Annotated in this window: 18 protein-coding genes; 4 read left to right on the top strand and 14 right to left on the bottom strand. The window is 63.1% G+C overall.

The features are described 5' to 3' along the window. Positions 1–5: 5 nt before the first annotated feature. From Q0X68_RS04170 to Q0X68_RS04160, 3 genes are all read right to left on the bottom strand, one after another. Positions 6–1,382 carry a DEAD/DEAH box helicase gene (locus tag Q0X68_RS04170; RefSeq protein WP_297748036.1) on the bottom strand — a complete coding sequence of 459 codons (1,377 nt, stop codon included), beginning with the start codon at positions 1,380–1,382 and terminating at the stop codon, positions 6–8. Positions 1,383–1,478: 96 nt separating this feature from the next. Further along, positions 1,479–1,703, bottom strand: a complete 225-nt coding sequence (locus Q0X68_RS04165; RefSeq protein WP_297747999.1) for a DUF3107 domain-containing protein — start codon at positions 1,701–1,703, stop codon at positions 1,479–1,481. Positions 1,704–1,756: 53 nt separating this feature from the next. Next, positions 1,757–2,545 (bottom strand): PP2C family serine/threonine-protein phosphatase, encoded by a 789-nt coding sequence (locus Q0X68_RS04160; protein WP_297747996.1) that lies wholly within the window; start codon positions 2,543–2,545, stop codon positions 1,757–1,759. A gap of 159 nt (positions 2,546–2,704) precedes the next feature. Here Q0X68_RS04160 and Q0X68_RS04155 point away from each other — a divergent pair, with 159 nt between their 5' ends. The 3 genes from Q0X68_RS04155 to nudC are packed head-to-tail and all read left to right on the top strand — an operon-like array spanning position 2,705 to position 9,478. Next, the gene (locus Q0X68_RS04155; RefSeq protein WP_297747993.1) at positions 2,705–5,710 is read left to right on the top strand and encodes an ATP-dependent DNA helicase; all 3,006 of its coding nucleotides are present in this window, start codon (positions 2,705–2,707) and stop codon (positions 5,708–5,710) included. Then, a complete protein-coding gene (locus tag Q0X68_RS04150; protein ID WP_297747990.1) occupies positions 5,707–8,697 on the top strand; it encodes an ATP-dependent DNA helicase in 2,991 nt (996 codons plus the stop codon). The genes Q0X68_RS04155 and Q0X68_RS04150 overlap by 4 nt, the downstream gene beginning before the upstream one ends. 7 nt (positions 8,698–8,704) lie before the next feature. After that, a complete protein-coding gene (gene nudC, locus Q0X68_RS04145) occupies positions 8,705–9,478 on the top strand; it encodes an NAD(+) diphosphatase (protein WP_297747987.1) in 774 nt (257 codons plus the stop codon). A 21-nt stretch (positions 9,479–9,499) separates the two neighbouring features. Here the strand turns inward: nudC and Q0X68_RS04140 are convergent, their stop codons facing one another. Continuing rightward, entirely contained in the window at positions 9,500–9,700 is a 201-nt protein-coding gene (locus Q0X68_RS04140; RefSeq protein WP_297747984.1) for a hypothetical protein, read from the bottom strand. Between the two features lie 125 nt (positions 9,701–9,825). Between Q0X68_RS04140 and Q0X68_RS04135 the strand changes: the two genes are divergently transcribed. Then, positions 9,826–11,904 (top strand): type IIA DNA topoisomerase subunit B, encoded by a 2,079-nt coding sequence (locus tag Q0X68_RS04135; protein WP_297747981.1) that lies wholly within the window; start codon positions 9,826–9,828, stop codon positions 11,902–11,904. Between the two features lie 10 nt (positions 11,905–11,914). On the opposite strand, the gene Q0X68_RS04130 is transcribed toward Q0X68_RS04135, so the two are convergent. From Q0X68_RS04130 to Q0X68_RS04085, 10 genes are all read right to left on the bottom strand, one after another. After that, entirely contained in the window at positions 11,915–13,300 is a 1,386-nt protein-coding gene (locus Q0X68_RS04130) for a toxic anion resistance protein (RefSeq protein WP_297747978.1), read from the bottom strand. 11 nt (positions 13,301–13,311) lie between these two features. Next, complete coding sequence (locus Q0X68_RS04125) at positions 13,312–14,427, bottom strand: hypothetical protein (RefSeq protein WP_297747975.1); 1,116 nt, start codon at positions 14,425–14,427, stop codon at positions 13,312–13,314. Continuing rightward, positions 14,428–15,042, bottom strand: a complete 615-nt coding sequence (locus Q0X68_RS04120; RefSeq protein WP_297747971.1) for a hypothetical protein — start codon at positions 15,040–15,042, stop codon at positions 14,428–14,430. Then, on the bottom strand, positions 15,039–16,628 hold the full coding sequence (locus tag Q0X68_RS04115; protein ID WP_297747968.1) for a VWA domain-containing protein: 1,590 nt from the start codon (positions 16,626–16,628) through the stop codon (positions 15,039–15,041). The genes Q0X68_RS04120 and Q0X68_RS04115 overlap by 4 nt, the downstream gene beginning before the upstream one ends. 110 nt (positions 16,629–16,738) lie before the next feature. Next, the gene (locus Q0X68_RS04110) at positions 16,739–18,973 is read right to left on the bottom strand and encodes a glycoside hydrolase family 3 C-terminal domain-containing protein (RefSeq protein WP_297747965.1); all 2,235 of its coding nucleotides are present in this window, start codon (positions 18,971–18,973) and stop codon (positions 16,739–16,741) included. A 4-nt stretch (positions 18,974–18,977) separates the two neighbouring features. Next, positions 18,978–19,853: a carbohydrate ABC transporter permease gene (locus Q0X68_RS04105; RefSeq protein ID WP_366127702.1), complete on the bottom strand. Its 876-nt coding sequence runs from the start codon at positions 19,851–19,853 to the stop codon at positions 18,978–18,980. Between the two features lie 11 nt (positions 19,854–19,864). Further along, on the bottom strand, positions 19,865–20,764 hold the full coding sequence (locus tag Q0X68_RS04100; RefSeq protein ID WP_297747962.1) for a carbohydrate ABC transporter permease: 900 nt from the start codon (positions 20,762–20,764) through the stop codon (positions 19,865–19,867). Between the two features lie 112 nt (positions 20,765–20,876). Further along, complete coding sequence (locus Q0X68_RS04095; RefSeq protein WP_297747959.1) at positions 20,877–22,232, bottom strand: ABC transporter substrate-binding protein; 1,356 nt, start codon at positions 22,230–22,232, stop codon at positions 20,877–20,879. Positions 22,233–22,628: 396 nt separating this feature from the next. Then, positions 22,629–23,120, bottom strand: coding sequence for a carbonic anhydrase (locus tag Q0X68_RS04090; RefSeq protein WP_297747956.1), 492 nt, complete (start codon positions 23,118–23,120; stop codon positions 22,629–22,631). A 10-nt stretch (positions 23,121–23,130) separates the two neighbouring features. Beyond that, complete coding sequence (locus Q0X68_RS04085; protein ID WP_297747953.1) at positions 23,131–25,575, bottom strand: DNA topoisomerase (ATP-hydrolyzing) subunit A; 2,445 nt, start codon at positions 25,573–25,575, stop codon at positions 23,131–23,133. Between the last annotated feature and the right edge of the window lie 2 nt (positions 25,576–25,577).

The raw sequence follows: 25,577 nt of genomic DNA, 5'->3' as shown, positions 1-25,577 counted from the left end.
CGCCGTCACTTCGACGATGGCTGCGCTTTATCGTGTGGCTCCCGCACAACCTCGACGCCGTTGCGCACGCGCCTGCGTCGACGGGGCTTCGAGGAACGAGTGCGACGACGCTCCCGCTGCCCTTGTGGCTTCTCCGTGCCCTTGTCTCGTTTGGGCGGTGCGGTGGCGACGCGTCCCTTGGTGCCTTCGGGGATGTCGAGGTCGGAGTACAAATGCGGCGACGACGAGTACGTCTCGACAGGCTCCGGTTTGCCGAGATCGAGGGCCTGGTCGATGAGCTTCCAGCGATGCACGTCCGCCCAGTCAACCAGCGTGACAGCTACGCCGTTGCGTCCCGCGCGGCCGGTGCGGCCGATACGGTGCACGTAGGTGGCATCGGTGTCAGGGCACTCGTAGTTCACGACATGCGTCACGCCGGTGATGTCAATGCCACGGGCTGCGACGTCGGTGGCCACAAGAACGCGAATGGTGCCCTGACGGAACTTCTTGAGTGAGCGTTCCCGTGCGGATTGATTGAGATCGCCATGGATGGAGGCAGCGGGGAAGCCCCTGTCCACCAGATCTTCCGAGAGGCGCTGTGCTTCGCGCTTCGTACGCGTGAAGATCATCACTTTGCCAGCGTCCTTGGCCTGGATGATGCGCGAGACCACCTCCGGCTTGTCGAGCTGGTGGGCCTGGTAAATAAACTGCACGGTGTCTGGCACCGTCGCCTGGGCGTTTTCGCCTTCAGCACGAATATTGATGGGCCGGTTCAGACGCGAACGGGCCAGCGAGAGGATCTGGCCGGGCATCGTCGCAGAGAACATCATCGTCTGACGCGACTTCGGTGTGGCGTCCATGATGCGTTCCACGTCGGGGAGGAACCCGAGGTCGAGCATCTCGTCGGCTTCATCGAGCACGAGCACCTGGATTTCCGAAAGATCGAGTGCGCGACGCTGGACGAGGTCAAGCAGGCGCCCGGGGGTTCCGACGACGACATCCACGCCCTTCTCGAGCGCTTCGAGCTGGTCGTCGTAGCTGGTGCCGCCATAGATCGTCAGCACGCGAGTATGGAGGTTCTTGCCGGCCGTTTCGAGATCGCGGCCAACCTGGACGGCGAGCTCTCGGGTGGGGCACACGGCGAGCCCGCGCGGCTTGCCGTGCGTGGGTTCGTGGTCTTCTGCGAGGGCTTCGAGCCGGTGCAGCATCACGGTGCCAAACGCCAGCGTCTTGCCGGTGCCGGTTCGAGCTTGCCCAATCAGATCTGTGCCTCCCAGGGCGAGGGGGATGGCGAGTGCCTGGATGGGAAATGGCTTGACGATGCCCTCGGCGGCGAGTGCCTCTGCGATGGGCTCGGCGACGCCGAGATCCAGGAACGTGTCGTGTGCTGCCTGCTCAGTCAGGGTTCAACCTCTTGTTCGAACAACGCGGTGCGCTGACGCGCATGCCTGGGCAATCTGCCCGGACGTGATCCTATCAGCGTCTCCCCACAGGACGGGTCAGACGCGACCGAAGCCCACTGGCCTGGCATTGGGTGAGCCAAGCTCCACGTACCCCACGCGACCTGCAGGGATGAGAATTTTGCGTCCCTTGTCGTCTGCGAGCTCAAAGATGCCATTCGACTCGACGGCCGACGCCAGGCGGCTGCTGATTTCTTCGGCAGATTCCTGCGTTTCAAGCGTTATCTCCCTGGCCACTTGGACGATGCCGAGCTTGATCTCCATGATGCTCCTTGTAGATGAATGAATAATGCCCTTATTCACACTAGCGGGCAGCGTCAAACGTCGACCCGAGCGACGGTGACAGTGGTGTTGTCTTTCCCACCTTGTGCGTTTGCCCAATCGACGAGCCCCTCAGCAATGTCGCTCGGGCGCTCACAGCGCGCTCGGAATTCTTCGAACACCGCGGCCATGGCCTCGGGCGCGCTCGCGTAGTTCCACAGTCCATCGGTGCATAAAATCAGCCAGCCTGCGGTAGCAGGCTCGTGGTTGGTGACCGATGGCGTGACGTTCGATGCGTCACGGCCCAGCCACTTGGTGATGGCATGTGCGTGGGCTCCTTGTTCCGCATCGTCGCGCGACATGCCGAGCATGATGCGTGCCTGTGCCATCGAATCGTCGGTGCTGCGCAGCATGCAGGTGCCGTCGTCGGCCACCCAGTATGCCCTCGAATCGCCAATGTTGGCGATAGATATCCGTCCGGTGCGTACGTACGCGGTGATCAGTGTGCAGGCCGAGGGCTCTCCGTCGACGGTGGCCTCGAGCACGTGGCGATGCGCCTCAGAGAAGGCCTGTACGAATGCAACGTTCTCGGGTAGGCCCTGCGAGAGGCGGTCTTGCAGCACACTCACGCAGCGTTCGACGGCGACCGATGATGAGATCTCAGAGCCTGCGGCGGTCGATACGCCGTCGGCTACCGCGATGAGGGCGGTGGGATCGTCGGCCAAGTCTCGCACTGCGATGCACAGGGCATCCTGGTTTGATGTGTGGCGGAGCCCGACGTCGCTGCAGCCGGCCACCCATGCAGCGGGCATCCGAGTGTAATGAGCGCGCTCTGACTTCGACATCACGTCTCCTGGCTCGCAAACGGTTACGGTGTTCTCAATCTAATGGCATGTAGGGTTCGCCTGCCCAGCGGGGCGCGCCGAGGATGTGCGCCAGTTGGGAAACCGCTCACGGACTAGGTCGAACGAAGATTGTCAGTGCTTCGTGATTGCATAGTGAGCATGTGGACGTTACTGCCTCCCCAGTCAGTTCCTAGGTGCGAACTCGATGACGCCCAACGTGAAGCCAGTGAACCTGCCGCAGGTGTCTCCTGCGTGCTGGGCGGGCCCGGCACGGGCAAGACGGTCACCCTCGTCGAAAGCGTGGTGCGGCGCGTGCAGGAAGGCGCGCCCCTGTCAGAAATCGCCGTGCTCGCAGGCTCTCGACAAGCTGCCCAGCAATTGCGCAGAACGGTGATTGGGCGCATCGGCCAAGCGCAGACTCAACCGCTGTTCACCACGGTGCATGGCCTAGCCCTGGGGCTGCTTCGTCTGGCCGAACCATCCGACGAGCTCCCATGGGCGCTGCTGCGGGCGCCAGAGCAAGAGGAGCGCATCCGGGATCTGCTCGCGAACGGACGTGCCTCGTGGCCCACATTGTTGCAGCCAGCCTTGAAAACTCGCGGCTTTGCCCGGCAACTTCGAGAGGTGCTCGCTCGAATCCGTCAGCGTTCGCTCGACGAGCACGATGTAGCGCATCTCGCGCAGGAACGCGAGAGCCCGACGCTCGCTGCCATCGCCGACTTTCTCGACGAGTACCTCGCCGTCGGCGATCTCGCACAAACTCTCGACTACGCGGAGTTGGTATATCGCACCCGCCTAGTGCTCCACGATCCGGCCTCCAGCGGCATGGCGCGCGAACACATTCGTGAGGTCTTCGTCGACGACGCACACGACCTTGACCCGGCGCAAACCGCACTACTTGGTGATCTCGCCATGCTCGGCATCCCCGTCACGGTCTTTGGCGATCCAGATCAGGTGGTGAGTGAGTTCCGCGGCGCCACCGCGCAGGGCATGTTGCACCTCACGGAGCTCGAACCCTCACGGGTCATGTCACTCGCCCACGACCACCGCCACGCCGTCGCTGTTGTGGAGGGCCTGAATGCGTTACGCGGGCGCATCGCTGCATCCACGGCTCGCGCACCGCTCGTGCCGGTACGGAGCGAACAGGGCGAGATCTGCGTCGAGTTGTGTTCATCGGAATCAGCGGAAGTGGCGCACGTCGCCGACGGCATCCGTCGGGTGGTGGCTTCAGGGGCATCGTGGTCCGACATCGCGGTCATCGCACGGGCTGGAAAGGCGCAGCTCATGCCGCTGACGCGAGCGCTGCTTCGGCTCGGCATTCCGGTGGAAGTTGCGGCCGACGAGTTAGTGCTCGCCGAAGACGATGCGGTGGCGGCCTTGCTCAGGGCGCTGTGTTTGGCAGCGTCGAGCGAGGCACCCACTGACGATCAGGCGCGAGCATTGGCGCTCTCACCGTTGGTGGGGCTCGATGCCATCGCACTTCGACGCCTCGAACGCCACATCGATGGCGACGGGGTGTGGGCCAAGATGCTTGCTGCTGACCCGGAAGGAGAATGGGCAATCGCCCGATCCGTGGCCGACACCGTGACGAGCGTCTCGTCAGGTTTAGAGGACGGCTGCAGTGTTGCGGATGCCTTGTGGGAGCTGTGGTCGTGCACGAGTTGGCCATCGGTGTTGCAGAAGGCGGCGCTCGACGGCAACAGACAGGCCAACCATCACCTCGATGCCGTGGTCGAGCTGTTCGAGCGGGCTGGGCACGAGCCGGTCCTGAGCGGCACCCCCGGCGTATGGAAATTTGCTCGCGACTTAGAAGGCCAAGAGATCCCCGCCGACACCGGCAGAGAATCCAGAATCACCGGCACCGGTGTGCTCGTCACTACAGCCCACCGGGCCAAGGGCCGCGAATGGCAACATGTATGGGTGGTGGGCGTGCAAGAAGGGCGCTGGCCGCAGGCAGCCCCCGGCGGACAGCTCCTCGATCCTGGGCGATTGCTCGACGGGGAACCTCGCACCATCGCAGAACATCTGCAAGAAGAGCGCCGACTCTTCTACCTTGCTTGCGCTCGGGCTTGCACTTCTCTGCACGTGAGCGCCGTCGCTAGCAGCGATCTCCAACCCTCGCGGTTCCTTACCGAACTGGGGGCGCCGCTCGTCGAGGTCACAGGGTATCCTGCGCGTCCACTCACGGCGCAGGCCCTCGTTGGTGAGCTCCGACAGGTGCTCGCAGACCCGGAACGCAGCATGGTTTTGCGCAGGGGAGCGGCGGCGCGATTGCAACATCTCGCTGCCGAAGGCATTGCGTCGGCGAACCCCGCCAACTGGTGGGGGGCGTCACAACACCCACCGCATGCTGGCCACTCGGTTCTGCGTCTCAGCGGGTCTGCGCTCGAAGGCATCCTCACCTGTCCGCGCCAGTACTACCTGGCGCGACGAGCACGGGCCAAGCGCCCGTCGAACCAAGCAGCGAGTTTCGGCAGCCTCATCCACGAGGTTGCACAGCACGCCCAGACTGACAACCTCGATGCAGCTGGCATGCGGGCGTTGCTTGACGATCGCTGGAGCACCGTCGACTTCGCCGCTCCTTGGCAGGAAACCAATGAGCGGGTACAGGCCGAGAGCATGATTGACCGGCTCGCGGCATGGTTCCCTGAACAATCGGCAACGCTGCTCGGTGTGGAGCAAGGCTTCGAGGCTCGCGTCGAGGTGGAAGGGCGCGAGGTGCTCTTGCACGGCTTCGTTGACCGACTGGAGTTGATGCATACCGACGAAGGACCGAAGCTTCGCATCCTGGATTTCAAAACAATGCGTTCGAAACCCACTGCCAGTTCCGTTGCTACCAACGTGCAGCTGGGGCTCTACCAGCTGGCTGCGCAATCGGGCGGGTTCGACGCTCTCGCCCCCGGTGTGCGCGAGGTGGCGTCAGCGGCCCTGGTGATGCTGCGTATCGACGCATCTGGGTTGCCACTGGTGATGGAGCAGTCGTCGTTGACGGCGGCCCCGGAATTGCCAGACGAACCGCTGATCGTCGGCCCGACGTGGATGCACGATCGCATCGCATCGGCCAAGGCCGTGCTGGAGCGTGGCGAATTTCCGGCGACGCCTGGTGATGCGTGCCGCATATGTGACTTCCGCTCGGGCTGCCCCGCGATTCAGGAGATAGCGTGATAGAGAACACCGATCGACTCTGCGAAGCACTCGGTATCGAGCTGAGCGATGAACAGCTTGCCGCCGTGACGGCGCCGCTTGCGCCCGGCGTCATCGTCGCCGGCGCAGGGACGGGTAAGACGACGGTGATGGCAGCCCGCGTGGTGTGGCTAGTGGGCACTGGGCAAGTGCGCGCCGACGAGGTCCTCGGGCTCACGTTCACGCGCAAGGCTGCCGGCGAACTGGGGGAGCGCGTGCTGGCGGCTCTCGAACGTGCGGGGCTGCGCGCAACGGGTTCAGATGAGGGTGTCCCTAGCACCAGCACCTACGATTCGTTCGCCGCACGCATCGTCGCCGAACACGGCCTGAGAGCAGGCATCGACGATGCCCCATTATTGGTGACGGGCGCCACGAGCGCGAGGCTCATGCATCACGTCGTGGCACAGTCCAAGGGCCCCTATCCAGCGCTATCGGAGTACTCGATGCCCACCATCATCGAACGGGCACTGAAGCTCGATGCCGAGATGCGCTCCAACCTGGTGGAACCAATCGAAGCACAGCGCTTCACGGAAGACGCGCGGGCCCAGTTCTTGGCCGCGCCGGGTCACGGCAAGCGGCGCCCGAAACCGTACAAGTCGATGATGCAAGCCGCAGATCGCTGCACCGAGCGCCTCGAGTTGCTGCGCATTGTCGAGGAATACCGCGCCTACAAGCGCGAATTGCAGGTCGCAGAGTTTTCTGACCAACTTGCCACAGCCGCCCAGCTGGCGTTCGAGGTGCCGACGGTGGGGGAAACGATGCGTAGCCACTATGCCGTCGTGCTCTTGGACGAATATCAAGACACCTCGTCGGCTCAGGCAGCCTTGCTGAAGGCACTGTTCGCTGGCCACCCGGTCACCGCTGTCGGCGATCCGTATCAAGCCATCTACGGTTGGCGCGGAGCCGCCGCGAGCAATATCCCAGAGTTCCAGAACGAGTTCGGTGCCTCCACAGCGCACGCCCTATCAGTGAACCGCCGTAGCCACACATCCATCCTCACGGTGGGTAACCGGCTCGCCTCCACCATTCCGGGAGATGAGGGCATCGAGCTCCGCGCTCCCGCGGGCACTCAAGCAGGCACCGTCGAAACAATCCGGTTCGACACAGAAGACGAAGAACTCGACGCGATAGCTGAACACATCCTGCAGCTGCAAGATACCTGCGAATGGAAACAGATCGCCGTACTGTCCAGGCGCAGGAGCCTGCTGGCCGCCATGCACCAACGCTTACAGGTGCGCGGTGTTCCGACGGAGATCGTCGGACTGGGCGGGTTGCTGTGGCTTCCCGAGATCGTGCCCATTGTCGCGCTGCTTCGTTTGCTCGTCGATCCACTCGACAACCCATCGCTGGCGACGCTACTTACCGGGCCTCGCTGGAATCTTCCGTTTCCTGATCTGGAGCTGCTCGGGCGGCACGCTGCACAGCTCGCAGATGGAGGAGAACCCTGTCTCCTCGAAGCGGCAGAGCATCGCCCCGAAGGGATCACCGATGCCGGAGCACGCGAATTGACTTCGTTCATGCATGTGTTTTCCCGCTTGCGGAGCCACGCAGCAGAACCGGTCACTGACCTGCTCATGCACGTCATCCGCGGACTGGGCATCGAGGAGGAACTGCGCGCTCGCAGCCTTCCGACGGATCAGCTCGATGCATTCGTCGCCGCCTGCAGCGACAGGCCAATCATCGCCGGCGACGCGTCGCTCGCTGGGTTGGTTGCCTTCCTCGATGCGGAAGCCTCGGACGGCGAGGGTCTCGAGCAGGCGGTGATCTCCGAGTCCAACTCGGTGAAGCTCGCGACGGTGCATGCGGCGAAAGGCCTCGAATGGGACCACGTGTTTCTTCCCGCACTGAACGCAGGCGTGTTCCCGTCGACGAATAAGGGCGGCAACTGGGTCACTCGAGCCGAGCTTCTCCCGAGTCCGCTACGCGGTGACGCCCACTCGATTCCCCAACTGGGCGACTACTCCGACGCGGCGCTCAAAGAGTACGGAGAGGAACTGACGGAAGAGCACGAGCACGGAGAGGATCGTCTCGCCTACGTCGCCGCGACGAGGGCTAGAACACGGCTGGTGGCTGCCTGCCATCGGTGGGCGAACCAGGTCAAGCGGGAGCGAAAGCCCTCGCGGTATTTCCTGGTCTGCGAGGAGGAGGCTCGGCGCACAGGCACCGCAATCGATGCCACCACAGGCTGCGAGAACCCAGGACTAGCAGCCAATGTCGCATTCGCCTGGCCTGCACCACACGACGAGGACGACCAGGAGCGACAGTCGCAAGCTGCGGAGCTCGTACGCGCCGCTGAGCGGCATCATGGTGCGGAAGACTGGGTGCTGGAGTCGGGGCGTGTTGCAGATGAGGAGTTGCGCCAATTTCAGCTCTGGGATGAGTCTGCGGCTCACGTGCTGTCTCGGCAGCGGCGTCGAGAGATTCGCCTTCCACAAGGGCTCTCGGCCACGCAACTCATGCAGTTGCGCGACGATCCGCAAACATTAGCGGAACAGCTGGTGCGTCGGATGCCCCGCAAGCCGTCCGCAACGGCATCGCTCGGAACGGCCTTTCATGACTGGGTGCAGCGCCGGTTCGAGTTGCCGAGCGGATTCGATGAGTTCGAGCGTCAACCGCCCGCACTACAATCGCTCATTGACTCGTTTGAACGCGGCCGATTTGCCAACCGTACTCCGTTGGCGTGCGAGGTGCCCTTCTCGATGGTCGTTGGCGGTTTCCAAATCCGTGGCCGCATGGATGCCGTCTATCGCTGGGAAGGGGAGTTCGACGAGCTCGTCGTCGACTGGAAGACCTTCGACGCCCCCGCCGACGAGCTGCAGCTGGCGGTGTATCGTCGCGCTTGGGCCGAGGCGCGCGGAATCGCACTGGAACGCGTCGGAGCTGCGTTCTACCACGTACGATCCGACCGGTTGGTGTTCGCAAGTGCCCCGCCGGAACTCGTTGACGCAGCCGCTCAGCTGCAACGTTAGGAGCACCATGGACTGGGCACAGCCATCTGCGTTGGATCGCACACCCAACCCAGCGCTTCCTGCTGAAGTGCACGAGGTGAGTGGTGATGGGCGGGTGGCGCTCGAGCCACTGGTAGGGGTGCAGCCAACGGATGCCGACGTGCTGATTGGGGCTGCCGAGGGGGTCCGCTGGTTCGCGCGGTACTCTCCGGAGCCGGCCGGGCCGACGGTGACGTTTCGGGAACTACCCGACGATGTGGTGGCCACCGCGTCGGCGCTCGTGCGCTGGCACACGGAGGCTGTTGCGTGCGAGCGCTGTAACGGGGCGACGCAGCCCTCGGAAGAGGGTCAGCGGCGCCGGTGCACTACGTGTGGGCACCTGATGTTTTTCCGAACGGACCCGGCGGTGATCGTCGCCATCACCGATCCCGACGACCGCATCCTGCTCGCCAGACACGTCAAGTGGCCGAAGGGGAGGGTGTCCGTGATTGCCGGATTCGTGGAGGTGGGAGAGTCTCTGGAGCAGGCCTGCGCACGCGAAGCGAAGGAGGAAGTTTCGCTCAGCCTGCACAGTATTCGCTACTTCGGCAGTCAGCCATGGCCCTTTCCCCGCTCGCTCATGCTTGGGTTCACCGCACGCACCGATCATCCCGAGGCAGTACGTCCCGACGGGCAGGAAATAGCGGAGGCCAGCTTCCTCACCAGGGAGGAGCTGGCCTCACGCATCGCAGAACAGTCGATCACGCTGCCCGGCACGGCATCTATCGGTCGGGCACTGATTGACAGCTGGATGCAGGGCTGACGTCGTGGCGCAGTCAGATAACTACGCCTCGTGCAGCTTCGCCGTTTCGTCGTGGATGTGGCTGGCCACCTCGGCCAGCTTCTCGCGGTGTGCAGCGGCGTGGTGGGCGCAGAACAGTAGCTCGCCACCGCTGCGCAGGAACACGCGGAGGTACGCCTGGGCGCCGCAGCGGTCGCAGCGGTCGAGGGCTGTGAGCGTTGGGTCAGAAAGCGTTTCGGTCATACGACACCTCCGGATGAAGAACCATCGTTACGTCATCAACGATAACGTGCTTTGCAACAGTATCCAGCGGCTCGACAGGCATTTCGCTGCGAGCAAAGTCACAACACCACGGATAGGGTGGTTCGGTGCAGGTTTCTCAGAGAAAACAACAGCATTCGCGCGATTATGAGGCGAAGAACCTTCTTGTCCTCGAGGGGCTCGAAGCTGTCCGTAAGCGTCCGGCCATGTACATCGGTTCGACGGATACCCGCGGCCTCATGCATTGCTTGTGGGAAATCATCGATAACGCCGTCGACGAAGCACTTGCAGGCTACGGTGATCGCGTCCACATCAAACTCGAGCACGACGGATCCATCGTCGTGCATGACACCGCGCGAGGCATTCCCGTCGACACCGAACCGAAGACGGGCCTGAGCGGCGTCGAGGTGGTGTTCACCCGACTGCACGCGGGCGGCAAATTCGGAAACTCGTCGTACAACGCCACGGGCGGCCTGCACGGCGTCGGCGCATCCGTGGTGAATGCGTTGGCATCCAGGCTCGACGTCCAGGTCGATAGGGGAGGCGCAACCTGGGAGATGAGCTTTCAGCGTGGCGTTCCAGGCACCTTCGACGGTGATGGGCCGAGCGCTCCCTTCACGCCGGCCAGCGGCCTTCGCAAGGTTGGGAAGGTTGCCAAATCGAAGACGGGCACGCGGGTGCGGTACTGGCCGGACCGCCAGATTTTCCTCGCAGACGCCGAACTGAACATCGATCATCTTCGCGACCGAGCCCGCCAGACGGCATTCCTTGTGCCGGGGCTGGAGCTCACCGTCGAAGACCACCGGACGGACGAAGTCACCAACGAGAGCTTCCTCTTCGCTGGTGGCATCACCGAGTTCGCTGACTACCTTGCCCCCGACGCAGCCCTCACCGAGGTGCTGCGCCTGCAAGGCCGTGACACATTCACCGAAACCGTGCCGATTCTCGACGAGAACGGCGCCATGACTCCCACCGACGTCGAACGCGATCTTGACGTCGACATCGCCGTGCGGTGGGGCACCGGTTACGACACCAAGCTCAAATCGTTCGTGAACATCATTGCCACGCCCAAGGGTGGCACGCATGTGTCGGGCTTTGAGCGGGGCATCACGCGAGCCTTCACCAAGTCGCTGGACGGCACCCGCATCCTCAAAGCAGGCGAGGAAGTGGTGAAGGACGACTGTTTGGAGGGCCTCACCGCCGTGGTTACGGTGCGTCTGGCAGAGCCTCAGTTCGAGGGCCAGACGAAGGAAGTGCTGGGTACTCCGCCAGTCTCACGACTGGTGGCGAAGATCGTCGAGCAGGAGTTCTCCGAGTTTCTGCAGTCGACGAAGCCCGCAACTCGTACCGTCGCTCGGCAGCTCATGGAAAAGGTGGTCAACGCGTCCAGGACGCGCGTCGCTGCCCGTGCCCACAAGGAAAACCAGCGACGCAAGACGGCGCTGGAGTCGTCGTCGATGCCTCCGAAGCTGAAGGACTGCCGCAGCACCGACGTGGAAGCCACCGAGCTGTTCATCGTCGAGGGTGACTCCGCGCTGGGTACCGCCAACGTCGCGCGCGACTCGGAGTATCAGGCGCTGCTGCCCATCCGTGGCAAGATCCTCAACGTGCAGAAGGCGTCCGTGGGCGACATGCTGAAGAACGCCGAGTGCGCATCGATCATCCAGGTGGTGGGCGCCGGGTCTGGGCGGTCGTTCGACCTCGACAGCATCCGTTACGGCAAGGTCATTTTCATGGCCGACGCCGACTCCGACGGCGCCCATATTCGCACGCTCCTGGCGACGCTGTTCTTCCGGTACATGCGCCCGATGGTGGAGGCTGGCCGGGTGTACTCGGCGGTGCCCCCGCTGCACCGCTTCGAGCTTGTTCGCCCGAAGCGCGGCTACGACAAGTACATCTACACCTACACGGAGCAGGAGTACCAGCGGAAGCTCGCAGAACTCACGAAGAAGGGGCAGGCGTTCAAGGAGCCGCAGCGCTACAAGGGCCTCGGCGAGATGGACGCGTCGCAGCTCAAGGAAACGACGATGGATCCCCGCCATCGCACGCTGCGGCGCATCACCGTCGACGACATGGAAGCAGCCGAACGCGTGTTCGAGATGCTCATGGGCAACGACGTCGCACCCCGCAAGGAGTTCATCGTCGATAACGCCTACACGCTCGACCAGGAGCGCATCGACGCCTGAGGCGCGCGCCTCAGCGCATGACTTGCCCCGCCTGCGCGGTGATGGCCACCGGAATGTCGGGGATGGCGGGCAGCTCGAGCGGCTCGTCGGCGCGCCTCGTCAGCTCGACTACCGCGTTGGAGAGCTTGTTCGACGACTGCGAGATCGACGCCTGCGCCGTGAGCAGTGCGTCGACGACCTCCTGTCGGGCGCCGCGCCCGTACTCGAGGGCCTGGATCATCGACTCTGCCTGATCGTCGAGCGATACCGCCACCTCGAGGATGGTCTCTGGGCGTAGCGTCGGGGTCTGGATGGTCTTTGAGATTTCGCCAGCCGCTCTCCCTGAAGCCTGCGCGTAGGCGGTGAGCACCTCGTTGGCACCATCGGCCACCACCTGCTGCATCTTCGCCGCCTGTTCGGCCTGCATGAGCAAACCCCACTGCGCGATGGTGAGCTTCATCGTCGGAATGGTGAGGTTGACCATAAGCGCCAGCCGCTGGCCGAGTCCGTAGTGCAGTGAGCGGGTGTTGCGCACCTGTGGGCTCGTCGACCATGCGACGAACAACCGCTGCTGGAACTCGTTGATCCGCACCTCCATGGCGGAGACGAACTCGGACAGCCGAGAACGCTGCTCTTCGATCTCGCGATGGTTGGGGTCATCGGGGCTGATCACGGCCTGATCGAGCGCAGCGACGGCCTGATCGCGCACACCCTCCATGACGGCGACGGTGCCGATGAGCTGGCTGATGGCCTCTTCGTTGGCCTTGTAGAGCTCATCGCACAGCACCACATTGCGGCGCATCTCCCGCTGGCGGGTGGTCAGCTCGCCCGCGATCCGGTCGAGCTGCTTCTCAACGGTCTGGGCCTCTTCGAACAGCATCTCGACGATGTCGCGACCGCGCTGAAAGATACCCCGGACCGAATCCATGAACCGGTTGAATGCGTCGCGCACCTGAGGGATCGTCGGATCATACGTCTTGCGGAACGAGCGCATCGAATCGTTGATCTGCTGCATCATGTTGGTCAGCTCGGGGATCTCGACGGGGCCAATCTCCTTGAAGATGCGCGCCACCTGCATGTTGACGCCTTCGAGAGCCTGGTTGCCGAAATCGCTCAACAGCTGGGTATTGTCGAGCATCTTCGGCATGAGCTGCACGGCAGCCTCCTGCGCCTGTTGCTGCTGGGCAGGGCTCAGCATCGTCATGCACGAGAACTCACCGGCTCCCTGACCAGGTAGCCGTGCTTCGTCGGGTGAGACCTCCAGTTCGCGCGACGGGGCCTGCGCGATCTCGTGGGCGGCTTCGGCCAGCATGGTGTCGGCTGTGCCCTTTGCGGGTGCGCTGCCGCCGGTGATCGCAGAGAAGTCGATGGCGAGGGCGTCGGTGGGCTCGGCGTCGGCGTACGGGTTGTCGGTCATGGTGTGCTCCTTCACTGGCAAGCGTTGCGGTCGCGGAGGCAGTCCAGCAGCGCGAGGGTGACTTCCGAATTGGGGGCAGGGACGGTGATGAACTGCTCGGCGAGCGGCAGTGTTTCGAAGACGGACATGTCGTTGTAGGCGGCGTTTACCGACGACCGGAAGCCGTACTTAGTCCATGCGAGCTTCTGGATTTCCTCGTCCTTCATCGCCTCGATGAGGCGTTGGGCATCGCTGTTGATCGCCAGGATCGGATGGTCGGAGTAGACCGTTGGATCCGGGTACAGCATGGTGACGTTCTTCATGAGTCTCTCGGCGTTGCCGCCCACCGTCATCTGCTGGATGTTCTGGCTTTCGTAGCCGGCATAGAGGGGTGCGGAGAATTCGCCGCCTTGTGTGAGCCATTGACGGAATCCGTTGTCCGACGACGTAGCCTGCAGGCCCTGCGCGTCGTAGATCTGGCGCATCGTCGGCAATGCGGCCCGCGCTTCGGCGATCGATGGTGACTGGTACGGATCTGCGGAGGCGAGCATCGTGAGTTCCAACTGCGCCAGTGTGAAGCCCGAGTTGGACTTCACCGGGTCAGTAGAAGACACGTTGATGGGGCCACGGAGCTTGCCAGCATGGAGCTCCTGCCACTGTTTCTTGGGCACGATGTGCTCGTTCAGCAGCGCCTTGAAATCGAGGACGTGGTGTTTGTCTTGCTCGGTGACAAGACCCGCTTTCGTCAGCGCCTCGGTGCCCTGCGGGCCGGCGTAGATGACCTCAGGAGACTGCAGCACAGTCTCTGCTCGGTAGTCGGAGAATTCACCGCCATGCGTGGCCTCGAATACGTTTCGTGCTGAAGCGCTTGATGGCCACAGGCAGTTGAACCCGCGCGACTCAATCTCGTCCTTGCTGAGCAGCACCTGATCGTAGGATCCCATCGAGGTCCACTTGACCGTGATGTTGTACTTCTTGTCGAGGATCTTGACGACGTCGGGGTCTCGCATCAGATCGGACTTCTCCGATCCGCCCACACAGTTGATCGTCACCGGCTGAGGACCGGAATTCTGGTTGACGACCAGCCAGGTTCCGCCTGCCAGCACAGCAATGACAGCGATCAGTCCAATGATGAAGCGACCCTTCATCTACCCCTCCAATTTAGGAATCGCGGGTGGCGCGACGGTATCCAGATTGGCCTGGTACTCCGCCATGTCGCCCTGGGTCAACAATTGCATGGTCTCGATGGTGAACTCGTCGAATCGCAGGATCGCCTGCTTACCCTGCTCGAGCAGGATCGAGGAGTTCTTGTAATAGTCGGGATGTCTCGTGATGTCGATGTACGACTCGACAACCCCCTTGAGGCTCGCCACGTGCCCGTCGAACTTGGACGCCGACGAATACAGCGAGTTGGGCTGGTCCTCCTCGACGCGGGAGAGCATCTCGGGGACGGTACGACTGGCGCGTCTGAGTGCCGACTGGATCTCAGCGTCGGTGATGTCACCAGCCATCGAAGCCGTTTCCGCCATGTCGCGCTTGACCTTCGACGCGAGCGCCTTGGCATCGTCGCGGTAGTTGTCGTCCTCAATCTGGGCCTGGTCCCGGGACAGCATGAATTTCACACCTATCGCACCCATCGCCGCCAACGCGGCGGGAGCAGCGATGCGCAGGAGTACGTCGGAATTGCCCAACAGCAGGAAGAGCGTGAAGTAAATGACGATGGCACTCGCCAGCGCGATGGGGGTTGCGTAACGGCGGATCACTTGTACCCAGCAGCCTCACGCAGAGCCTTGACCAGATCGTCGGAGTCGACGTAGGCGCCACCCGTGGAAGTGGCAAGGGCTTGGAGCTGACGCTCGTCGGCATCACCAAACGCGATTGCGACGATGGGGATCCCCGCCTTGTTCGCAGCGGTGAGCGTGGCCTGGTTCTCGCCATCGGATACGCCATCGCTCATCACGACGATCAACTTCTTGCGGGAGTCGTCCTTGATGTCGTTCACCGCCAGGTCGACGCACTGGTAGAGGTTGGTGCCACCACCCGGAGGGGTGGTGCGGACATCCTGCTCGAGCTGCTTCAGCGCCGACGGGTCGTTACCATCGACGGTGAACGGCCCGGCCTTGATTCCCTCATTGAAGACTGTTACCGACGTTCGATCGTCGGGACCAGTCTGCAGCAGGTTAATCCGAGCACGCTCGACGTCAAAGATTTCGTGCGCCGCATTCTGGACGCCCTCCCAAGGTTCCCCGCTCATAGAGCCGGAACCATCGAGGCAATAGTAGGTGTTCACCGGCTGGCGGTAGCGCGTGTGGTAGCGATCCAGTGCTGCCTCGATGACTGACGACGCTGGGTAGGAGATGCCCTGCTCCTGGATGTCGGTTTGGATGCCCCAGTCGGGATTGAACACGGACGTGTCCGGGTTGTCCAGCGTCAGCCCGATCGAGTCTGCTGGGCGGCGGCCGAGGTCACGGATTTTCTGCAGCGCGTCGTCATCGGTGCGGAGGTACTGCTGCAGCTCGGTGAAGATGGTGCGCTTATCTTCCTTCTTGTCGCCGACGGGAAGGAAGCCGAGCGGCGCGTCGCTGATGGCCAGGGAGCCCTTCGGGTAGACCAGTCTGAACTGATCGTCGCCAGCGCGCTGCTTGTTGTGCTCGATGACGAGTGCCTCGTAGGTGAACAGCGTTTCGCACTCATCGGAGCTCACGCACTCGCTCATCATGGTGCCCGTCGAGGGTGGCGTGCGGTCCATAGCCTGCACAAATCGTTTGATGCCTTGATCGACCGGCTTCGAATCGAGCTGTTCCATAGTGAGGGGTTGGCCAGGCCCGTTGCCAGCGAAATGGTTGAGGAAAGCAAACAGCGTTGTCGCGCCGGAATTGGACTGTGTCGGGTTGGTGGTCCACACCTTCATTTTCTTGCCTTCGACAGCCTCGAGGATCTCTTCGATGTCGACGTCGGTGCGTCCTGCGAACCCCAGCTTCTCCATTGCGGGTTTCTTGCCTGCGAAGACGATCGGAGTGATGAACATAGGCTCCAAGTCGATCAGCTTGCCGTCGCTGTTACCGAGCTGCGCGAACACGCTCGACGCAAACCAATAGGCGTCGTAGTCCTCGGAACCCGATTGCAGCAGCCGAGCCTGATCCACGGAGCCCAGCAACGTCCACTCGCAGTGGTAACCCTTGTTCTTGCACCAGGGGTCGACCACTTGCTCGAGTACGGACTTTTGCTCAGACCCGGCGACGATACGGAGGGTCTTGGACTCGTCCTTTGGCAGGGAGCACCCGCTGCCGAGGAGCAGCGCAAGTACCAGGCCGACAACCGAGATGGCGCGAAGCGCGCGTCGATACATTACACCCACAGTGCATTGATACCGGATGCCGGGGTCGTGATGGTGACGAACGAGTGAACGACAGATGAACGAGGAGCCGCCGGCGACGCCTCGTCCACCCGCCGCACTAGCTAGCGTTCAAGCCCGGCATTAGCGCGATCGAGTAGTTCGGTGAGGCCGGCTCGATCAAGATCAAAGATGTTGAAATCGACGAAGGTGATCGCAGGAATGTCGGGCGCTTGAGCCTGGAACTGCGCGGGCTGCGCTTCGATCACCTTGCGGATCTCGTCGCCGATCACGGGGTTCGCCATCAGCTCTCCGATGGTGGACATGGGTGTCAGCGGCTGGCGGAGATCGTCGCCGGTGAGGGTCACCGTCGCGCTCGCCACGATGTGGCGCGAGCTCGTGCCCACAAGGAGCTTGACGTCGCCGCCTTCAACCCCCCAGCGCTGGAGCGGCGAATGCCAGAATGCGAAGCCACGGCCGCGCAGCGGCAGCTCGACGATACGCGCTTCGCCCGGGTTGAGCTCCACCTTCGCGAAGGCCCGCAGTTGCTTAGGCGGACAAGCCACCGTCGTGGATACCTCGCCCACGTACAGCTGCACCACCTCGGCGCCCCGGACGGGGCCGGTGTTGGTGACGCGCACGAGTAAGCGTCCTTCGGTGGCGCTGCCAGCGCCCTCGACGTGCACGTCCAGCAGCTCTACGTCGAAGCTGGTGTAGCTCAGCCCGAATCCGAATGGGTAGGCCACCGGGTTGTCGTGGTAATCGTGGCCGCGATAGCCCACGAACACGCCCTCGGCGTAGCGGGAATGCCCGAGCTCCCCGGGGAACGACAAGTACGAAGGTGAGTCCTGGAGACGCTCAGGGATCGTCTCGGTGAGTTTGCCCGACGGGCACACGTCACCGAACAGCACATCAACGACGCCTTCCGCCATGGCTTGTCCGCCCAGCCAAGCTTCGAGGATGCTCGGTGCCAGTGCGCGCCAAGCGTTGACCGTCACGACGCTGCCGTTGGCGAGCACCACCACTACCCTGGGGTTCACTGCGGCGACGGCCTCGAGCAGCGTGAGTTGATCGGCGGGCAGATCGAGCGTGCTCCGGTCGTAGCCTTCCGACTCGGCGGACGGCGTTAAGCCGAGGAACAGCACGGCCACGTCGGCGCCTTCCGCGACGGCGACGGCCTCGGCGACGAGGGCTTCGTCGGGCTGTTGATCGATACGGTAGCCGGGTGCGAACACCGCGGGAATGCGACGTGCCTCGAGGGTATCGAGGATGTTCGAGACCTGTCGTGGGGTCACCTGGGCCGCTCCGGCACCTTGGTAACGCGGGGTGCGCGCAAACTCTCCGATGATGGCGAGGTTCTGCCCTGCCCGCAGGGGGAGCAAGGGGGAACCGTCGTGCATAGGCTCGTTACGCAACAGCACGCAGCCAGCTGCCGCGGCGCGCCGCCCCAGGTGGTGGTGGGCGTCGAAATCCACGGGCTGCGTCGCATCAGTATGCGCGACTGCCGCGATGAGTTCCAGCATGCGTCGGGCCGACTCATCGACGACCGACGCGTCCAGCTCACCCCGTTCGACCGCGTCGAACACTTCCTGTTCGGTGTGGCCACCGCTGTAGGGCATCTCTAAGTCGAGCCCCGCGCGCAGCGTGGCGACGCGATCGAAGACGGCACCCCAGTCGGAGACCACGACACCGTCGAATCCCCACTCGCCGCGCAGCACGTCAGTGAGGAGTTCACGGCTCTCGCCCGTGTAGGTGCCGTTGACGCGGTTGTAAGAGCTCATCACGCACCGCGGATGGCCGCCCGCGATGGCTTCCTCGAAGGACGCGAGATAGATTTCCCGCAGCGCGCGATCATCCACGTCGGCGCTGATGCGAAGCCGGTCTGTTTCCTGGTTGTTGGCAGCGAAGTGCTTGAGGCAGGCAGCAACGCCACGCGACTGGATGCCTCGAATCATCGCAGCAGCGATGCGCCCCGAGAGCAGCGGGTCTTCGGAGTAGTACTCGAAGTTGCGTCCACACCGGGGGTCACGTTTGATGTTTGCCCCCGGGCCGAGCACCACGCTCACCTCCTCATGCGCAGCTTCGGCACCCAACGCCGCTCCCACTTCCTCGACGAGCTCTTCGTCCCATGTCGACGCGAGCGATGCGGGGGTGGGGAAGCACGTGGCGGGGCGTGCGGCATTGAGGCCGAGATGGTCTGTGGCGTCAGCCTGTTTCCGCAAGCCGTGCGGGCCATCGGTGAGCATGATGGCGTCGACGCCGGCGCCGGGGAAGGCCTTGGTATGCCAGTAGTCCGCACCGGTCAGGAGGGCCACCTTCTCCGCGAGGGTGAGGGTGGCGAGGGCCTCGTCTGTGGTCATGCAATCAGCCCTTCACTGCGCCGGCGGCGAGTCCTGCCTGCCAGTACCGCTGCAGCGTCAGGAACAAGATGATGAGCGGCACGACGCCGAGCAGTGCACCCAGCATCACTGCGCCCTTGTCGGGTGCGAAGTAGCTCATCATGCCGTAGAGGCCCAGGGTGACCGGCTTCAGCTCAGGCTTGGAGATCATCATCAACGGCAACATGAAGTTGTTCCACGTGTTCACGAAGATGAACAGGAAGATCGTCACCATGGCAGGTGCCAGGAGGCGCAGAACGATCGTGAAGAAGATGCGGAACTCGCTCAAACCGTCGAGGCGCGCGGCCTCGAGGAGCTCGTCGGGAACGGAAGCTTCCGCATACACCATACCGAGGAACACGCCGAACGGGAGCACAGAGCAGGGGATGATGATCGCCCACACGGTGTCGGTGAGCCCCAAGCCGTGGAAGACGGTGTACATCGGGATCGTGAGGATCGAGACGGGGATGAGCAGCCCGGCGGAGATGGTGCCCATCATGATGCGACGGCCGGGGTAGCGGAACTTCGTCACCGAGTAGCCCGCCATGACGGAGATAAGGCAGCCCAGCGTAGCCGCCGACAGGGAATAGAAGATGGAGTTTCCGACCCACCGCCAGAACATGCCGCCGGTCCACGACAGGAGGCTCTCGTAGTTGCGGGCCAAGTTGAAGTCGGCGAACCAGAAGCCGAACGACGTCGCCAAATCGTTGTTGGTCTTGGTGGCGGCCATCACGAGCCAGACCACGGGCAGAAGGAAGTACAGGGCCGCGAAAACGAGGATGATCCAGGTGATCGTCTTGGCGCTCGGCGTCGGACGCAGCGCAGGGGGAATGTCGTGGCGCTTCGAGGTGCGCTTAGGCATGGTTGAGGTAGTCACTTCGTCACCTTCCGTTGCACGCTCCAGTAGACGAAGGCCATCACGCCCGCTACCGCTGCCATCATCACGGAGAGCGCAGAGGCATGGCCGTTACCCGACGGGGAAAGGCCACCCGTCATAGTGTTGTAGGCCATCATCATGGGTGTATACGCCTTGCCCATCCACGGGTTCACCGTTTCCATGACGACGGGTTCATTGAACAGCTGGACCGTGCCGATGATCGACATGAGCACCGAGAGCAGAATGGCGTTGCCCATGATCGGAATCTTGATCCGCGTGGCGATCTGCCATTCCTTGGCGCCGTCGATGCGGGCTGCCTCGTAGAGCTCGTGGGGGATGGCTTGTAGCGCCGCCAGGAAGATCAGCATGTTGTAGCCGGTGTACGTCCACGTCGTCATGTTGGCCATAGACGCCAAGATGACGTCAGGCGCCATGAAATTCACCCACGACGGCAGGTAGCGCATGATCGGGGAAAGCTCCGGCGTGTAGAGATAGAGCCAGAGCATTGCTGCCACGATGCCTGGAATCGCGAAGGGCAGGAAGTACGAGATGCGAAAGAAGCCGGGGCGACGGATCACAATCGAGTCGAGTAGCAGTGCGAGGAGCATCGCGCCGAGGGTCATCACCGGAATCTGGAAGAGCGCATAGGCACCCACCCGAGCGATTCCCGTCCAGAACGCCTCGTTCGTCGCGGCCCACTGCAGATTGGCCAACCCAACGAACTTCTCAGTCATCTCGCCGCCGCCGAAGAGCCCGCCACCAGTGGACTCCATGCGATACAGCGACGACCGGATCGCCGTGATCATAGGAATCAGCAGCACGAACGCGAACAAGATTGCAAACGGGGCCATGAAACCCCAGCCCGCGATGATTTCGGAGCGGCGAATTCTGCTCATACGACGACGTTGGCGCCGTGGCTGCGTTACGGAGTTGGAACTCATAGGGATGTCCTCAATGAGGGGTTGGGCGCGAGGCGGGTGTCTGCCTCACGCCCAACCGAAGGGGGAATTAGCCTTCCTTGACAGGCAGGCCAAGGTTCTTCAGAGTGTCCACGCCCGTCTTCTGGGCGGTGTCGAAGATGTCCGTCATCTTCTTCGTACCAGCACCCACCTCGTCGGCGACCTGGTTCATGGTGGACAGTGTGGAGAAGCCGGGGGCGTAACCGAAGTCGATTGCGAGGTTCTCCGATGCGGTCTTCATTTCAGCCAGCACATCCTGGCCGCCGAACTGCTTCTTCATCTTCTCCGGGGTCTCCACGGTATTGGTGCTCGCGGACACGATCCCCTGAGTAGCCAGATCATCGGTCTGGGTGTTGAACCAGTCAATGAACTCCATAGCCTCGGCCGGGTACTTGCAGTCCTTCATGACGCTGAGTCCGGAGCCGCCGTCGGGGCCGGTGACGTTGCCTGCGCCAAAGTCCATCAGCTGTGCGACGCGCCACTTGCCTTCATGCTCAGTGCCGTCGAGGGGGTCAAGGATGAAGCCGGCCTCCCATGCTGCACCGATGTGGCCGATGAGCTGGCCGTCTACGAGGGCCTTAGTGAAGCCATCGCCCCAGCGCTGAGTGACCAGCGTGGTCTTGTCGTCGAGCATCTTCTGCCAGAAATCAGCGACAGCCTTGGAGCCATCTCCGTTCGCCGAGACTACCCACTGGTCGTTGTCTGCCGAGAACCACGAGTCACCGGCCGCCGCGGACTGTGCGGAGAGCCAGTTCTGGGCTTCATCAGGAGTGAAGGCAGAGATGTACTTGCCCTTCTCCTTCGCCTTGGCGGCAGCTTCCTGGAAGCCTGCAAGGTCGGTGGGAACGTCGATGCCGAGTTCCTTGAAGGCGTCTTCGTTGTAGAAGTACACCAGCGGGCCGACGTCCTGGGGCAGGCCAGTCATGGTGCCGCCCACGCTCATGAGATTGTATGCGCCCTCGGTGTAGTTGCCCTTGTATTTTTCGGCTTCCTGGGTGACATCGGCCAACATGCCCTTCACATAGAGCTCCGGCACCTCGGCATAGCCCGTGAACGCGATGCAGGGGGCGTTGCCGGCCTTGAAGTCGGACTCGAGGCGCACGATCATCTCGGCTGCCTTGCTGTCGAACTTGGTGGATTTCACCTGGATGTCGGGGTGTTCCTTGTTCCACTTCTCCACGATCTCCGACACCGGTGTCATGCCCTCACCATCGGGAAGGCGGTGCATGAAATCGAGTTCGATCTTCTCCCCTGGCTTCTTAGGCTGCGCGGCTGAGGCGCTGCCGTTCTCGCCAGGCTTGGTGCCTTCGCTACCTCCGTCACCGCCGCATGCGGTGAGGCTCAACGCCAGCGCAGTGGCCACTGTGCAGCCAACCACCCAGGGGCTTCGATGTTTCATACTCATGAAGGGATCTCCTCTTTGAGAGTGCAGTTGCTCCTGATTGAAAGCAATAAGTACTGTACCTGAACATTTTGACCTGCTGGGAGGCAGGCCCGGCATGTTCCCGAAACGTTATGGAAGGGCGATGGATGTCGTCGCGCCGGTGGTTGAGTAGCCCGCGGAGCGGGCGTATCGAAACCACCAGAACGTCTTCAGTGTCAGAAGTTTGCTCGAACACGAACCAACATCTGACACTGAAACATCTCCGTACGCCTCCGTAGCCCGCGCAGGATGATTTCGACTCGCGGGCTGGGCCCGCGGCTCAATCATCTGAGGTGCCTTCGGGCTACTCGATGGTCGAAAACAAGGGCCCGATGGTTGAGTAGCGAGCGAAGCTCGCGTATCGAAACCCAGCGAGTACTACAGGAGCTGCTCGAGGAGGCCGTTGTCGACGTCGTACATGAAACCGCCCACCTCGACATGATCCTTGAGCAACGGATGGTTGCGCAAGGTGGCCACGTCGGCCTTCAGGCGCGTGAGCTGGTCGGGGCTTGCGCCGAAGCTGACCCACGTGGTGTCGAGTCCGCTGCGCTGCGTGATGAGTTCGCGGATGTTGGCGTCGGTGCCGGAGGCCATGGCGCACTTCGTGTGCGGCATGACGAGGATGCGCTCGACGCCCAGCAGGTGCACACCCAGGATGCAGCCCTGCAGCATGGTCTCGCTCAGAATCCCGCCAGGGGAGCGCAGGATCTTGGCATCGCCGTGTGTGAGCCCGATCACGTCGAGCGGGTCGATACGCGAGTCCATGCAGGTGAGCATGAGCACACCCGCCCTTGCTATGCCATCGAAATCAGCGTGGGGGAACGACTCGGCGTAGCGACGGTTGGCTTCCATCAGGTCATCAAAACTCACCTGATGGAGGCTACTCCTTTTCGGTCTGGGTGGACAGGCGTCCCGCAATTTCGACGACGGGTTGAGCAAGCGGCGTGCCTGAGCCGTCGCGTCGGGCATGGCCTTCCGGCAATTCGACGGGGCTGCCCGACGCTGCAGTTGCCATCATCGGGGCTGTGCCGATGCCAGCTGCGATCAACGCGTCCTCGCCCTTCAAGAAGCGGTGACAACGCACGCCACCGGTACCGCGGCCCTTCGTTGGGTACTCGGCGAGCGGCGTGATTTTTGCGGAGCCCGCCTCAGTACCCGGCAGCGAGCCCGACGAGCCCGAGACGGTCACCACTTCGTCGACGTCTGGGTCGGCCAACCCAAACCAGATCACCGACGCACCCCTACCCAACTTGATTCCCGCGACGCCGCCGCCGGTGCGTCCCTGTGGGCGCACCAGGTCGGCCTTGAAATGGAGGAGCTGGGCGTCGGAGGTGATGAACGCCAGGTTGCAGTGTTCGTCGACGAGCTCCTGCGCGCCAACTACCTCGTCGCCGTCCGCGAGCCGGATCACCTCCCACGAATCCCTCGCGAGGTAGTCGGGGCGCACCCGCTTCACCACGCCGTCGCGAGTGCCGAGTGCGATGCCGGGCGAGTCGTCTGCCAGCGACACCACGCCCAAGATGCGCTCGCCCTTGTCGAGCTGCCACAGCTCGCCGACGGGGGAGCCGCCCTGCAGGTTGGGGGCCTGCGTCGAGACGGGGACGGTGGGGAGTTCGATCGCCTCCGCACGGATGCATCGCCCGGTGTTCGTAATCACGCCGAACTGGCCCTTGGCCGTGGTGACGCATGATGAGACGATCACGTCGTGCGCCGCACGCCCCGTCGCGCTCGGCAAATCGACGGCATCAACGCGGGCAATCAGCCCGGAACCGCTCAGCAGGACGCGGCAGGGCACGTTTTCAATCTCGAGCGGGGTGGCAGCCGTCGACGACGTGCCCGCCCCGGCCAACAGCACCGTACGCCGCGGAGTGCCGTACTCCTTGGCGATCTCATCGAGCTCACCCAGGAGCACCCGGTCGCGCTCCTTCGGATCGTCCAGAATGGCTTGCAGCTGCGTGATCTTGGCCCGCAGATCCTTCGCTTCCTTCTCGAGTTCGAGCGTCGAGAACTTAGTGAGGCGGCGCAGCTGCATCTCGAGGATGTAGTTCGCCTGCGGCTCCGTCAGCTCGAAGGCGCCCATGAGACGCTCGCGGGCCTCAGCGACATCGTCGGAACTGCGGATGATGGCGATCACATCGTCGATGTCGAGGATGGCGATCATGAGCCCCTCGACCAGGTGCAGGCGGTCTTCCGCCTTGCCAAGCCGGTATGCCGTGCGGCGATCGATCACCTGGCGCCGATGCTCGAGGTACACCTCGAGCATCTCTTTCAGCGTCATCGTGCGCGGCTGACCGTCCACGAGCGCGACGCTGTTGATGGCGAAAGTATCTTGCAGCTTGGTCTGCCTGTAGAGCTGTTCGAGCAGGCCCTCAGGGTTGATGCCGTTCTTGACCTCGATCACCAGGCGAGTGCCACGCTCCAAGTCGCTCAGATCCTTGACGTCATGGATGCCGGTGAGCTTCTTGGCACTGACAGCTTTCTTAATCTGCTCGATGATGCGCTCGGGGCCCACCATGTACGGCAGTTCCGTAACGACGATGCCCTGGCGCCGCGGGCCCACCTTCTCAATGCGGGTGGTGGCGCGCACCTTCACGCTGCCGCGACCGGTGGCATAGGCGTCGCGAACTCCGTCGAGGCCGACGATCTTGCCGCCGGCGGGGAAGTCCGGGCCAGGGATATGTTGCATGAGCTCGTCGAGGGACACTTCCGGGTCGCGCACGAGCTGACGAATCGCGCCGACCACTTCGACGAGGTTGTGGGGGGCAATGTTGGTAGCCATGCCGACAGCGATACCCGACGCGCCATTGACCAGCAGATTCGGGATGGCCGACGGCAGCACCTCCGGCTCGGACTCTTTGCCGTCGTAGTTGGGACGAAAATCGACGGTGGACTCGTCGATGCTCTGCGTCATCGCGAGCGCCGGTGGGTCCATGCGGCATTCGGTGTACCGCATGGCGGCGGGGCCAGCATCGAGCGACCCGAAGTTACCGTGACCGTCGACGAGTGGAAGCCGCATCGTCCACGGCTGCGCCAGGCGAACGAGCGCATCGTAGATGGCGCCGTCACCGTGGGGGTGCAGCGATCCCATCACTTGCCCGACGACGCGGGCGCATTTCACGTGCCCCTTGTCGGGGGTGATGCCCATCTCTCCCATGGAGAACAGAATGCGGCGCTGCACCGGCTTCAACCCGTCGCGGGCGTCGGGCAGAGCGCGGGAGTAAATCACCGAATACGCGTACTCGAGGAAGCTCGCTTCCATCTCGGCGGTGACGTCGATATCGACGATTTGTTCCTCGTCGAGGATGTCGTCGTCAGCCTTCGCCACGG

This window comes from uncultured Tessaracoccus sp., assembly GCF_947286155.1.
Classification (GTDB): Bacteria; Actinomycetota; Actinomycetes; order Propionibacteriales; family Propionibacteriaceae; genus Arachnia.
This window is presented reverse-complemented; position numbering and strand designations above follow the sequence as displayed.

Bases quoted from the DNA above. Each gene is read 5' to 3' on its own strand.
- Q0X68_RS04155 (WP_297747993.1), top strand. From the start codon at position 2,705: ATGTGGACGTTACTGCCTCCCCAGTCAGTTCCTAGGTGCGAACTCGAT.
- nudC (WP_297747987.1), top strand. From the start codon at position 8,705: ATGGACTGGGCACAGCCATCTGCGTTGGATCGCACACCCAACCCAGCG.
- Q0X68_RS04100 (WP_297747962.1), bottom strand. From the start codon at position 20,764: ATGAGCAGAATTCGCCGCTCCGAAATCATCGCGGGCTGGGGTTTCATG.
- Q0X68_RS04115 (WP_297747968.1), bottom strand. From the start codon at position 16,628: ATGTATCGACGCGCGCTTCGCGCCATCTCGGTTGTCGGCCTGGTACTT.
- Q0X68_RS04160 (WP_297747996.1), bottom strand. From the start codon at position 2,545: ATGTCGAAGTCAGAGCGCGCTCATTACACTCGGATGCCCGCTGCATGG.
- Q0X68_RS04140 (WP_297747984.1), bottom strand. From the start codon at position 9,700: ATGACCGAAACGCTTTCTGACCCAACGCTCACAGCCCTCGACCGCTGC.
- Q0X68_RS04130 (WP_297747978.1), bottom strand. From the start codon at position 13,300: ATGACCGACAACCCGTACGCCGACGCCGAGCCCACCGACGCCCTCGCC.
- Q0X68_RS04095 (WP_297747959.1), bottom strand. From the start codon at position 22,232: ATGAGTATGAAACATCGAAGCCCCTGGGTGGTTGGCTGCACAGTGGCC.
- Q0X68_RS04110 (WP_297747965.1), bottom strand. From the start codon at position 18,973: ATGACCACAGACGAGGCCCTCGCCACCCTCACCCTCGCGGAGAAGGTG.
- Q0X68_RS04125 (WP_297747975.1), bottom strand. From the start codon at position 14,427: ATGAAGGGTCGCTTCATCATTGGACTGATCGCTGTCATTGCTGTGCTG.
- Q0X68_RS04165 (WP_297747999.1), bottom strand. From the start codon at position 1,703: ATGGAGATCAAGCTCGGCATCGTCCAAGTGGCCAGGGAGATAACGCTT.
- Q0X68_RS04105 (WP_366127702.1), bottom strand. From the start codon at position 19,853: ATGCCTAAGCGCACCTCGAAGCGCCACGACATTCCCCCTGCGCTGCGT.